This window comes from Ohtaekwangia kribbensis, assembly GCF_042676245.1.
GTDB lineage: Bacteria > Bacteroidota > Bacteroidia > Cytophagales > Cyclobacteriaceae > Ohtaekwangia > Ohtaekwangia kribbensis.
The window spans coordinates 2,220,888-2,233,533 of sequence record NZ_JBHTKA010000001.1; the positions used below are offsets into that span (position 1 = coordinate 2,220,888).

General features: G+C 44.2%; 10 protein-coding genes. 3 read left to right on the forward strand and 7 right to left on the reverse strand.

Annotated elements, in window-relative coordinates; all coding sequences use genetic code 11:
- Positions 1 to 66: 66 nt before the first annotated feature.
- From ACFQ21_RS09005 to ACFQ21_RS09025, 5 genes are all read right to left on the reverse strand, one after another.
- Positions 67 to 2,847, reverse strand: coding sequence for an RICIN domain-containing protein (locus ACFQ21_RS09005; RefSeq protein ID WP_377577897.1), 2,781 nt, complete (start codon positions 2,845 to 2,847; stop codon positions 67 to 69).
- A 228-nt stretch (positions 2,848 to 3,075) separates the two neighbouring features.
- The gene (locus ACFQ21_RS09010) at positions 3,076 to 4,269 is read right to left on the reverse strand and encodes a hypothetical protein (RefSeq protein ID WP_377577899.1); all 1,194 of its coding nucleotides are present in this window, start codon (positions 4,267 to 4,269) and stop codon (positions 3,076 to 3,078) included.
- A 112-nt stretch (positions 4,270 to 4,381) separates the two neighbouring features.
- A complete protein-coding gene (locus tag ACFQ21_RS09015; RefSeq protein WP_377577902.1) occupies positions 4,382 to 5,521 on the reverse strand; it encodes a serine hydrolase domain-containing protein in 1,140 nt (379 codons plus the stop codon).
- A 176-nt stretch (positions 5,522 to 5,697) separates the two neighbouring features.
- Positions 5,698 to 6,174, reverse strand: a complete 477-nt coding sequence (locus tag ACFQ21_RS09020) for a hypothetical protein (protein ID WP_377577904.1) — start codon at positions 6,172 to 6,174, stop codon at positions 5,698 to 5,700.
- A 15-nt stretch (positions 6,175 to 6,189) separates the two neighbouring features.
- The gene (locus ACFQ21_RS09025; RefSeq protein ID WP_377577906.1) at positions 6,190 to 6,570 is read right to left on the reverse strand and encodes a DoxX family protein; all 381 of its coding nucleotides are present in this window, start codon (positions 6,568 to 6,570) and stop codon (positions 6,190 to 6,192) included.
- Between the two features lie 105 nt (positions 6,571 to 6,675).
- On the opposite strand from ACFQ21_RS09025, the gene ACFQ21_RS09030 reads away from it, so the two are divergent.
- From ACFQ21_RS09030 to ACFQ21_RS09040, 3 genes are all read left to right on the forward strand, one after another.
- The gene (locus tag ACFQ21_RS09030) at positions 6,676 to 7,344 is read left to right on the forward strand and encodes a MarR family winged helix-turn-helix transcriptional regulator (protein ID WP_377577909.1); all 669 of its coding nucleotides are present in this window, start codon (positions 6,676 to 6,678) and stop codon (positions 7,342 to 7,344) included.
- A 151-nt stretch (positions 7,345 to 7,495) separates the two neighbouring features.
- Positions 7,496 to 8,062: a Crp/Fnr family transcriptional regulator gene (locus ACFQ21_RS09035; RefSeq protein ID WP_377577912.1), complete on the forward strand. Its 567-nt coding sequence runs from the start codon at positions 7,496 to 7,498 to the stop codon at positions 8,060 to 8,062.
- Between the two features lie 66 nt (positions 8,063 to 8,128).
- On the forward strand, positions 8,129 to 9,067 hold the full coding sequence (locus ACFQ21_RS09040) for a proline dehydrogenase family protein (RefSeq protein ID WP_377577914.1): 939 nt from the start codon (positions 8,129 to 8,131) through the stop codon (positions 9,065 to 9,067).
- 19 nt (positions 9,068 to 9,086) lie between these two features.
- Here ACFQ21_RS09040 and ACFQ21_RS09045 read toward each other — a convergent pair whose 3' ends face one another.
- Together ACFQ21_RS09045 and ACFQ21_RS09050 are read right to left on the reverse strand one after the other, a co-directional pair.
- Positions 9,087 to 11,465, reverse strand: a complete 2,379-nt coding sequence (locus tag ACFQ21_RS09045) for an ABC transporter permease (protein WP_377577917.1) — start codon at positions 11,463 to 11,465, stop codon at positions 9,087 to 9,089.
- A 156-nt stretch (positions 11,466 to 11,621) separates the two neighbouring features.
- Complete coding sequence (locus ACFQ21_RS09050) at positions 11,622 to 12,629, reverse strand: transglutaminase domain-containing protein (RefSeq protein WP_377577919.1); 1,008 nt, start codon at positions 12,627 to 12,629, stop codon at positions 11,622 to 11,624.
- Between the last annotated feature and the right edge of the window lie 17 nt (positions 12,630 to 12,646).

Here is a 12,646-nt window from a genome sequence, read left to right on the forward strand (position 1 = left end):
TATCCGTGCTCTTCGTTGATTTTAGTTTGTACGCTTTGGTGATAAATTATTTTTATTAGGCTCTAGTCACTCTTTTATTACTTTTCTTATAATTAAGGCTTTGTTACTTTTCACTTTTAATATATAGAGGCCCGCAGGGAGTGTGGTAATTTTCAGGGTGTGGGTGGTGCCTCCGAATTTTTCTGATGCAACGTTTTTACCGGAATTGTCCAGGAGATCGACTGTCTTTTCGCCTTCTTTATAGGACAATGGTAATGCTATATTTATCTCTCCAGTGGTTGGGTTCGGATAGACTTGTACTGCTTTTTGTTCTTCTGTTTCTTCCGGAAGTACTTCCGCCTCGCGCGCTGCTGCTGTAACATTTGTAAAACTCCATTGCTGGTTGTTGCCTCCGTTGTAGGTCCACTGCTGAATGTTGGCACCATCGGCTGTTGAGTTGCCGGCTACATCTACGGCTTTACCGCTGTGTACGGGTGTTATGCGATAGTATCCTCCGCTGGTGGGTGTAATGGTAAATTTCTGGTTGTTGCCCCCGGTATATTGCCATATCTGCACATTGGCACCATCGGCCGTTGAGACGCCATTCACATCGAGATTCTTTCCACTGGCAACACCAACAAGGGTATATTGATTACTACCTATATTCGTCACAATCCATTGCTGGCAGGCACAGCCGTTAGAAGGCCACTGCCTCACGTTCGATCCGTTTGCTGTGCCGTTATTTGCTACTTCCATTACTTTACCGCTGTGGCGCGCAGTAACAGTATATATACCATTGGCGGGGCCGGTTGTACTGTTGGTAATCGTTACGTTATCAAAGTGTGTTGTGTTTACATTGGCATTGTTAGATGACACTGCAAGTCCAATCAGATATGTACCAGCCATGGATATAGTACTGGACCCCACCGTAAACCACGTAGTTCCGTCTGAAGACTCATACGCGGTAAATGTATTTCCGGATCGTTGCAGGCGGAACCATGCGGGCACCCATGTATAATCATTGCCGCGAGTCCACGTCATGTTACCGGCATCTGTCGTGCGTGAACCAAACTCGGCTCTGCGCGTGCCTACATCGCCTAACTTCATAATTACTGCTTTTGCATCAGCGTTAAGCGACTCGCGAATCATTACACCTACTTTTTGAGCACCGCCACCTCCGTTCCAGTTTATACTTGACAGGCGCGCAGTAATAATAGCATCACCAGAGGTATTGGTATAGGTATACATAAGTCCATCCGATGTTCCACCTATACCGGTACCCGATCCACTCACTACAAATGTACCACTGCTTACATTGGCAAAACCGGAAGCTGCCCCGTTTACCGTTCCGATACTCGCGTTGGTCCATCCTGCAGGTAGGCTTCCCGTTGTGAAAGGCGTGGCACTGGCTTGCGCAGAATTAGCGCTGGTGCCTGCCTGGTTTCGCGCAGCAACTACATAGTAATACGTTGTTCCATTGGTTACTGAAGCGTCAGTATGCTCACAGCGCGTGTTGTCTGTCCACGTTGCTATACTGGTATAGGGGCCGCCACTTGCAGTAGCCCGCAGAACATCGTAACCATAGGCTGTATCTCCGCTTCTGTTCCATTTTAAAAAGACACGTCCTACACCGGGTGTAGCAATAAGTCCTGTGGGTACAGGGGGGATTGGTGATGGCGGAAATGCAGAAGCTGTGCGTGTAAAGGTTAATGTACCATACCCGAAGTGATCGGCACTGCCGTGCTCCGGTCTCATTAACTGAGCCACCGCTTGTGTGTTTGGTGCACTGAGTCCTTTGCGTATAACATAGTGGTTGTAGATCATCTCCCACAACGGACGATCATCCAGACGACCTCTTCCATTAATAGAAGCCCAACGCTGATTGGCATTCTGACAATTATTATAAGCTGTATACGGAACGGGCTTCCATAAATTATACTGTGCAACGTACTCAGCACCTGCCAGCAGACGGTTATTGGAGTAACCGTACAGATCAAGTCCCTGGTTCCATGCTACTTCGCATGCTGCACCGAGTAGTCCTATACCAAGCTGTGCGTGTTCCTGGTCGCGGCCACTCTCCTGCCATTGTCCTAAATTGCCGGGATGTATAGTATATACAGCATTCATGATACTGCCCATACCGGCACCGCTCTGGTAGTAAGCGACACCTTCATCAAACTTGGCGCGATCATCACACAATACACCGATGGCCATTACGGCTCCTATATTACAGGCATCCCAGTTAGCCCAGTAGTTTGAAATACAGGCACCATTGTGGTTCGTCAGGAAATTATTACACACCGGGTATAGATAAGTCAGCATCATGGTTTTGAAGCGATCAAAATCCGCAGTCGCCCATCGACTGGGACTATATATCCGCAGTATCTCGCCTACAAGTGCAAATTCAAATATAGGTATGCCACTCAGTCCGGGTATATCTGTACCGCTAGGCACCTGGTTCACTGTAGCAGACCATGCGTTGCAGATGCGTATAGCACAATCAATGTGTTCGGTACTGTTGGCTATATATCCGCGTATAGCATTGAGGTATGCAGCATGGGCATCGCGCGAAGCACGCTGACGATTCGAGCCCAGATTTGCCAAAGGCGCAGCTGTGTAAGTGCTTTGGGCCATAGGATCTTCCAACAGTTTATTCCACCCGGTAAGCCACGGCTGGGTTCCGGCAGCTACCTGGTTTTTCATCCGGTCAAGATCTGCCTGTGTATGCAAACCTCCCGGGTGAATGAAAGCTTGTGCGTGTACCAACTCACAAGCGATTGACGAGACAAACATGAGCAATAAAATTGCCTTCACTTTCTTCAGACTCCGTCCGAGTCCGAAAGGATTCAAGTAATTGATTGATCTCATAATAAAGGGATTTGTTATGAAATCAATTTGCTAATAGTGGTTGTATCCGGGTGAGAATTAAAACTCAAAAGCGATAAACCATGAACCATTATTCAATCGATTGAATAATGATTAACAAACGTTTGAGTTAAGATACATAAAAGAAGGGACCAAGTGCAGCCAGCGATTAAGAGGTTAAACTTCTGTTGTCTGGATACGCTATATATTCCGGTGTCCCAACGCAATCAATTACCGATTATTAGGATACTCATTAATCCAGTTGAATTGACCGTTCAGCAACGGAAAGTTGTCGTGTTTTTTTACCAGGAATGTAATCATTGTCCTGGGTTCACCACCGGTCATGATCATGGTATTGTGGCTGACTTCATAATTATAGAGAGTGCCAACGGCAGCCCCCATCGATGCCAGGTTAATGGCATGGTGTACTGTATCTATCTGGCAGGTCCAGCGTATGGAAGCACCATCCATATACTGAATATCAACCGATTCAGCGCTGCGAATATACATGCGCTTCCAGCGCCTGGTGTCGGTCGTTACGGGCGGAAGTGTATCTCCGTTCAGTATAAATTCCTGCACATCATATATACCATAGAGCGCAGTTCCATTTTCTGTAGATTGAGACAATTGTGCTTGTCTCATTACACCCTGTCCTATATAGATCAACAGAAAGCCGCCAATAAAAACAACCTTTGCAGCTATATATAGAGTCTTCTCCCATGGCTTCCGATAGACCGATTGTACCGGCACAGGTGCTACGGTTTTGTTCAAAATAAAAAATGCAACAAGTCGCTTTATATCCAGCAGAAGTAAAATAACAGAGATGACAAGCAAATGTGTTGACAATAATTTAACTGGCACATCGTAACAGAAATTCAGTACAACCACATTACTCATAACAGCAATAGACAGAAGAGCCCCGAGCAACCGCGTGCGTCTAAAAAATAACAACATACCAGATGTTGCTTCCGTCAGGCCTATAAAAAAGTTATACTCTTTGGAGTATCCCATAAACGTCCATAGTAATTTCATAGGCGTTGACTCGCCATACGATTGAAGCATAGTCTCCAGGGAAGGAGCAGGAAATTGTGTCTGAATTATTTTAACGAAGCCGTATGCAAGCAGCACAACTCCGAGGTAATAACGAAGCACAACAATAAACCAGTACCAGAGCTTTTCGTAATGCGTACGTTTAGAGTCAAGTATTATCCAGACGATGGTGCCCGCTACAGCAATCACCAGGAATATAAAAATCAAAACATAGTTAAAGGTGGTATCACCACTCCCGTTGGGGAGTATGGTAATCTCATACGGAATTGAAAGTATATTCTTACCAATCCAGTTAGCCGGCCCGAGCCATGCGTTATAATATTGAGCCTGTATAAATTCTGTAAACGGAATCCACCCGATAGGAAAAGGAAACACATATAAAAGAAAATATATGAACCCGAGCCGAAAGAATAATTTTGTAGTTGTGTTCCAGGATGACATATCTATGCTGATGGATCGCTATATCTAAATCAAGAAAGCTATATATTTATTCTGATCTGCCCAACACTTCGTCCAGCACAAGCTTTGAGACTTCGTGCGCTTCGCCATTCTTATTGGAGAGTCCCACAATGATCAGATCATCATCCGGAAAAATAAATATGGAAGACGCAACACCGGGCAAACCACCATTCATACCAACTTTCAAGTGTTTGTTAACGAGAGCCGATCCCCAGCCAAACGCCCATGCCGATTCTTTGTCTTTCTTTACATTAACAACTCCTGGCCGTTCTTTCCATAGACTTTCATATCCCTGAGGTGTGAGTAATTTTCGATGAACAAGCGCCTGCGCATACTTTACCATGTCCACGGTATTGGACGCAAGCATACCGGCGGCAAAATTTATCGAAGGCGATTTGAGCCCCTCCTTCAATGGCTTGAGATTATCATTATAGGGTATAGCTACCGGGGATGAAAATGCCTGGTCGCTGGGCTTGGTGTTAGTCATGCCAAACGGTGTGAGTATATATTTTTGCAGATACTCTATATAGGTTTGTCCGCTTGCCTTTTCTATCACGCCTCCGAGTATTCGATAGCTCAGGTTGGAATAAGCGTACTGCGTTCCGGGTTTTGATTCGAGCGGTGATTCCTGTGCATTTTTTATTTGTCCTTTCCAGTCAACATCTTCATTAACATGTGCCGGTACACCAGCCGTCATGCTGGCAAGTTGCAGGATGGTAATCTTCTGATAAGCCGGAGACAATCCTTCATAGTATTTGGATAGCGGATCGTTGAGATTTACTTTTCTATCGTCTACCAACTTCAGCAACGCAAGGCCGGTAAATGTTTTGGTTATAGAGGCAAGACCAAATACGGTCTGCGGTGTTACCGGAATTTTATTTTCGAGATCAGCAAAGCCATAGCCCTTCTCTATAATTTTTTCACCTTTATACATCACCGTAAGCGAGTATCCGGGTATACCGAATTCTTTTACTTTCGCTTGTACAAGGTGATCGATGCGCTGCTTCAGGTTATCGGCAGATACAAATTCCCTGTCTTTACTCTTACCTTTTTCTTTGCCCTTATCTTTCTTCTGCGCGATTACAGAAGTAGAAAAGCCGACAAACACAATGAATAGCACACAAAGCAGCGTGCGCTGCAACCCGGAGAAACGAAACATTGCATTCATGGAGATATGTAGTTAGGTTGAATAGGCTGTACTGAATATAACAGAACGTTAACTCGCCCGTAATACCTGCAGTAGTCCTCTATACTACATCTGTCTCAAAACCGCACGTACCTGCTGAAGAGTTGAAACTAATATCGCTACATTCCAACACTTCAGCAAGCTACTCTACACGACATCTAATTAAATTTAAAAATGCTGAGTACAAAGATTGTTACGAACAAAAGCATCTGCACAATCTGTACAATCCTGATATTTCTGTGAACATCTAACAATTGTTGAGAAGCAACTTCAACATCCTCTGCCTGCAGCATTTTCTGAAAACGAATTCCGAGTAGTCGGCGGACGACTATAGCATTCACGACAATAATAACAAGAATTATCATTTTGATTCGAAACCATGTTTGTTGTCCCCATACGCCATGGAGAAAAGCCATCATACCGATTCCGGAAAGAATAATCAGCAACATGCCTATGCCAATCAACCGGGATACTTTGTTATGTATAGTTTCCGACACAAAACTATCCAATATACTTTTTGAACGATTTTGCCCATGAATCGAAACGATCACGAAATCAAAAACTGTTGCACCTGCCGCTAAAGTTATACCCACCACGTGCGTAACCAGTGCTATATTATAAAGATACCCCCCCATAACCGACTATATAGTTTATGATTCCTTTGGCACCTGCTGATGTTCATATTTATATACCACCTGGATACAGGTTGCGATGAGTATAAAATCAACCGCCACAAACAGTATTCTGCCGATCGGGTCGTTGCTACAGATGTGGGCGATCAGTGCCGAGATCATGGTGATCATAAACCCTGCATAGATCCATTCCTTTACACGCAGTGAAACCTGCGGTATCAGTAAAAGAAAAGCTCCCATTACTTTTGCCGTTACCAATTCAATTCTGAAGTAATCCGGGAAACCCAGAAGTCGTAAATCTTCTGCATGTGTATAGGAGAAGTACGCACTGAACAGCATAAAAAAACTAATAAATCCCTTCGCCACCCAATAGAGTGTCTTTCGTCTCGATGTCTCCATAATTGTTGTTGTTAATGATCCAAAGGTATTATAGTGCATCTGGCACAAACTATGATATGGAAATAAAAGTCATAGATTTGTTACGAAACCGAAGTAATTACTTTTATGAACAAGACTGTTGAACTGGTGAACGAGTGGGCAAAATTTGAGATCAATCACCCGGAAGGAAGCATTGCTGATTTCTGTCGATACTTTCTCGCCCATCAAAATGAGAACAAGGCAAAAGGAACACTTGTCGGTGGCGTAGTGCCTAACTTTACCGGAGGCTTATTGATGAAAGTAATCGGGAGGATCAGTAAACTAAATATGCTCTACGCTAACATGGCGTTGAAAGATACCGAAGTAAACCAGATCGAAGAATTCGGAATGCTGATGACAATACGACAAAACAAGAGCCCGCGAAAAACCGATGTTATATACGACAACCTTCACGAACTCTCCAGCGGAACTGATATGCTGAGACGTTTACAAAAACGTGGTCTGATAAAAGAGTATGTAGACAAAAATGATAAGCGCTCCAAGCGTGTGGAATTAACAACCAAAGGCGAGCGAACGGTTGAACATTGCTACCAGCAGATTGTAAAGAACGCACGCATGATGACGCACGAGCTGGCCGATGACGACAAAAAACTCGCGATACAATTACTGAAAGGAATAGAAATGAAATACTCTTCACTCTGGCTCCAGCACAAGAGCAAATCCTTTTCAGAGGTATATATGAGTATAACGAAGGCAGATGTTGGTGTTGGGAAGGATAAAGGCAGGAGGAGTTGAGCGTTAACCGTCATCGGTTAATCATTAATCGTCAACCATAAATACTGATGATTAATGATATAACAAAAACCAATTATATAATAGGAGCACCTCACACACCAATCTCACACCCACGAATACAATTAACCGATAACGAGTAACGACCTACACCATGACAGTAGAATCTTTCATACAACAAAACATAGCCGGATATGAAGCGGGTAATTTTACTTTGCCGTTTAATGTTGATCAACAGACTATACCGGCACACACCATCATAACCGACTATAACAAGATAGAAGACAAGATCATGTTATTGCAGGAAGGTGTAGTGCAGGTGAGTACATTAAAAGGTGAAGAAGAGAAAATACTGGAATTTGTTTTTGCCGGGGAATTCTTCGCAGCCTATACTTCCTTTGTGCTACAGCAACCTTCCGATGTGCAGGTAGTTGCGCTTACGTCTTGCACCATTAGCGTCATACAGCGTGAAAATTTCATTCGTGCTAATGCGACAGCGCTGGTATCCGCTCACCTGAATCTGCATATAGCCAATCAGTTGTTTCTGTCGCGGGCGAGAAGAGAGAAAGACTTCCTGACGCTTTCGGCTGAAGAACGATACAACGTACTTCTTGAAAAAGATCCGGAAGTGGTAAAGCGCTTACCCGGTAATAAAATTGCCCGATACCTGGGTATACAGGCAGAAAGTCTCAGCAGAATACGAAAGGCTCTCATTCCTTAACATAGATCAATCGCTACTCTCGCGGACATGCTCTACCTTTGAACATATATACTATAACAACACGTAATGGAACCATTGTTACACCAGGCATCAGCCGCGCTTCGCAAAGCGGCACTCCATGAAGAAGCAAAGGAATATATCCTGGCGAACCCGGTTCTCTTCGCGACTTTGAAAAAAGCCGCAGAGCGCTATATCGGTGGAGAGACGCTCGCGGAGACCACCGAAAAAGTAAAAGTCCAGAATAAAAATGGATTCAAGTGTTCCATTGAATTTATGGGCGAGAGTACGCGCGCAGAAACTGAAGCCAATGCTGCGCGAAATGAATTTATAGCGATATGCCGGCAAATAAAACTTCTGAATCTGAACGCCACTGTTTCGCTGGACTTATCGCACATCGGACTGGCTATTGCCCGCGAGCTATGCCTGCATAACCTGGATATGATTTGCAACGAAGCCGCCACCGGCAATATAGAAGTTACAATAAGTGCCGAAGACACCGGCAGAACTGATGACGTACTACGAACTTACTATGATATTGCCAGAAATTATAGCAACGTAGCCATTACGTTGCAAGCCTACCTTCATCGCACAAAAGATGATTTTGACGAAGCCCTTAAACATGCCGGCAGAGTAAGAATTGTAAAAGGAGCTTTTGAAACACCGGCCGGACTTTCATTACCGCGTGGCGAGGAATTGGACAATCGTTATTTACACTATATAGAACAACTGCTAGCGAGTAACCATCTTTGTAGCATCGCTACCCATCACCACAAAATACAGCAGACCGTAAAAGAATTGATACAAAATTATAATTCCGACAGCAACCTATATGAATTTGAAAGCTTGTATGGAATACAAACTCAGCAGTTACAGGCATTGAAGGATGAAGGCTACCCCACCAAGCTATATTTCGTTTATGGTAAAGAATGGTATCTATACCTTTGTAACCGACTGGCGGAATATCCATTGAATGTATTCCAGGCACTCACCGATATGGTAGCATAAAAAACGGGCTGTATAAGCATCATTCGGACTTGAGACTCTTTACCGGATTTACCCATGCTGCCTTCAGCGTCTGGTAGCTGATGGTAAGCAAGGTTACCGTCAACGCGAACAAAGCTGTAACAATAAAGACCTGGAATGGTATATCGATGCGATACTCGTAACGTTGCAGCCACTGTTGCAGCAGATAATACGCCAGCGGAGATGCCAGTAAAATTGCCGCTGCCACCAGTATGAGAAAGTCTTTCGCCAGCATGCGCCACAAGGCAAACACCGAAGCACCAAGAACTTTTCGTATACCGATTTCTTTTGTGCGCTGACTGGCGGCAAATGCAGCCAGTGCAAATATACCGATGCAACTGATGAAGATTGCCAGCACAGCAAACACAGCCGCCAGTTTACCCATGCGCTCTTCGCTATGAAATAATCGCGCGTAATCATCATCTACAAACTTATACTCGAAGGGAGCCGCTGCATCAATCTTTTTTATGGCCGCTTCAACTTTGGACAGTGCATCGTGAGGGTTCGCATCAGGATACAGACGAACGGTTATATACCGGGCAAGATCATAGCGGATATAGTATATATGTGGACTTTGTTTGCTAAAGGGAGTCCAGCGTATTTGGTCTTTTATAACACCAACAATCTCACGGTCTTTGGCATATCCGAAACGTATTGTTTTACCAAGCGCACTCTCGCCACCTGCAATGAGTTGTGCTGCCATTTCATTTATAACAACCGCGAAAGAATCGGACGCTAATTCCCGCGAAAAATCACGGCCCTCTATAAATTGAAAACCGCTTGTTGCCGGAAAGTCATGACTGCAACTGTTCAGGGCAACGAGCGGTCGCAAAGCCGGATCTTTACCTTTCCACGTAAGCGATGCATCTGCGGCCATGGAACCCGTAATTGGAAAATCCGATACTGCCATATTTTGGACAACACCTGTTGCCAGCAATTGATCACGCAAAATGTTATAGTCTGTTTTGGCCAGTTCTTCGGTGCGAACCGCTATATGTACAATCCCCTTGCGATCAAAACCAACGGGCCTGTTCTTGGCGTGCTGAATCTGGAGATATACAACCATCGTACCAATAACAATAATGATCGATGTGGTGAATTGAAAAATCACCAACACCTTTCTCGGAACCGATGTGCCGCGCCCCGCATGAAATATACCTTTCAAGACTTTTACCGGGTTGAAGGATGAAAGATATAGCGCAGGATAACTTCCGGCCAGCAGACTCGTGCCTATAATAAAAATCACTACCGACAGTATAAATACAGGATTACCATACGGTATAGACATGTTTTTACCAGCCAGTGTATTGAACCACGGCAGGGAGAGTTGTGCGATGAGCACCGACAGCAAAAAACTTATGAACACGATCAACAGTGATTCACTCAGGAACTGATTCACCAGTTGTCCGCGCAGTGAACCCATCACTTTGCGAACACCAATTTCTTTCGATCGTTTTTCACTTCGTGCCGTACTCAGATTCATGAAGTTGATGCATGCCAGCATCAACACAAAAACACCAATGATCCCCAACATCCACACCGAGCGGATTTGTCCACCGGTGTTAATGCCATCATTAAAATCAGCATATAAATGCCACCGGGACATCGGGAATAAAATTCCTTTTGGCTTGATGGATTTACCATCATTGGATGCATGCTGATAGAGTACATCTTTCATTTTACTTTCAGCATCCTCAAAAGAAGCATGATCGCGCATCAACACATAACTCACAAAAGTATAATCCTCCCAGTTGTCCTTTTTCGATTCATTCACTGACAGGTAATACGCCATCGGCAGTATCATTTTTACCGGTGCAAATTCTGAGTTCGCAGGAAAGTCCCTGAATACACCGGCTATTACCAGGTGATCGCGGTTATCAAACTTCACCGACTTCCCCACGGGATCATCACCCACAAGCGATGCCGCGAGTGTCTGCGACATCAGCACCGAATGTATATCGTTCAATGCAACGGCACTTCCCTGCAGTATATCCATTGAAAACATGGTAACAAAGGCAGGCTCTACAAACATGCAGGTTTCCGTAAGCGATGATTCTTTATATTGAACAATATGACTGCGCTCGTTCGAAGTCATCGCGACCTGTTCAAAGTCTGCACAGGCATCTTTCAGCGCACGACCTAAAGGCTCGGGAACATCGTTGATCGTCATGACTTCATCACCAAACGTTACATGATGATACACCGCGGCAAGCCGATCGTAATTCCGAAAAGATGTATTATAACTTATCTCATCCCAAACCCATATACCAATCAATATGGCAACAGCCATACCGGCAGACAATCCGGCTATATTTACAAATGAAAACACTTTGGTACGGACAAGATTTCTCCAGCCAATGAGCAGGTAATTCTTTAGCATCGCTTTACTGTTAAAATGATAAGCCCTGATAAAAAATCCGATGAGACAGCACGAAGTCTCCGCTATACTGGATGATGTGAGTCAGAAAAAAGTTCTACGAAACAAAAGGGACGGGGTGTATTTTTTAAAGGTTGTAACTCAAACTACATTATCCATCTACGTTACATGTACCATGTAGGTACACACATAACTGCCGTTAAAAAGAATATGTACTGTATACGTTCCCTTTGTCCGGAAGGTATGATCGATGCGAAGTATACCTGCATCGCGATGCACTTCCGGATAGAGCATATCAAGAGAATCGTTGCCTTTTATTTGCAATGCTATAGTTTCCGGTTGCTTGTCATGATCAACCTTCCACTGAAAAGAGACCGTACCGGATTTTGAAGTAGATAGATCAAATGTCTCCGGTAGCAGCATCTGAATGTTATACTGGAATATATTGCTATAGATCAAAGGGCGATATAAAAATTCATGCAGCGTGGGCTTGTAAAACAGCAACATCCAGGCAGGATCAATCGGATAATGATTGCGTACAAACAAAGCAGGGTCCATCAGAAAATATATAGCATCAAACTTTTTAACAAAACGACCTGTCTTTGCATCAACAGCACCACTGGACCAGGTGGCATCGCACAAATACCATTTACCATTTAACTGCACTGCATTCCAGGAATGATTGGCTATACCTTCGCCTCGTATATTCGATTGAGCGGTTCGTCCATAGCCATCAACTATTACACATTTTATACCGGCATGAAAAGCAAGCTCTTTTACCAGGTAGGCATAGCCGGTACAAACTGTTTTATGTTCATGTAGTAATTTTTCAAATACGCGTGCACTGAATTCGCGGTTCCAGGCTTGGCGTGCAACCGGGTCTGAATATTTTTCACGTTGACGTTCGTTCTTCAAATATAACCCGTAGTCATTCGCAATATTTGTGCACACCCAGGTATAGATCGCTCTGAATTTCTCCACATCGGTTGATAACGGTTTGGTGAGTTTATCGGCAAGCGCTCGCAGGTCACGCAACGAATGTCGCGGATAGCGTGCGGCTATACTATCTGCCTTCGAAAAATCGACATCAGCAAAATCTGATACACGGGCATATAGCGGCACCGAACAAGTTACCGTTATCAACACGATATAGACGAATATCTTCATGGATTCAGATTACTGAC

Bases quoted from the DNA above. Each gene is read 5' to 3' on its own strand.
- ACFQ21_RS09005 (WP_377577897.1), bottom strand. From the start codon at position 2,847: ATGAGATCAATCAATTACTTGAATCCTTTCGGACTCGGACGGAGTCTG.
- ACFQ21_RS09015 (WP_377577902.1), bottom strand. From the start codon at position 5,521: ATGAATGCAATGTTTCGTTTCTCCGGGTTGCAGCGCACGCTGCTTTGT.
- ACFQ21_RS09020 (WP_377577904.1), bottom strand. From the start codon at position 6,174: ATGGGGGGGTATCTTTATAATATAGCACTGGTTACGCACGTGGTGGGT.
- ACFQ21_RS09025 (WP_377577906.1), bottom strand. From the start codon at position 6,570: ATGGAGACATCGAGACGAAAGACACTCTATTGGGTGGCGAAGGGATTT.
- ACFQ21_RS09030 (WP_377577909.1), top strand. From the start codon at position 6,676: ATGAACAAGACTGTTGAACTGGTGAACGAGTGGGCAAAATTTGAGATC.
- ACFQ21_RS09035 (WP_377577912.1), top strand. From the start codon at position 7,496: ATGACAGTAGAATCTTTCATACAACAAAACATAGCCGGATATGAAGCG.
- ACFQ21_RS09040 (WP_377577914.1), top strand. From the start codon at position 8,129: ATGGAACCATTGTTACACCAGGCATCAGCCGCGCTTCGCAAAGCGGCA.
- ACFQ21_RS09045 (WP_377577917.1), bottom strand. From the start codon at position 11,465: ATGCTAAAGAATTACCTGCTCATTGGCTGGAGAAATCTTGTCCGTACC.
- ACFQ21_RS09050 (WP_377577919.1), bottom strand. From the start codon at position 12,629: ATGAAGATATTCGTCTATATCGTGTTGATAACGGTAACTTGTTCGGTG.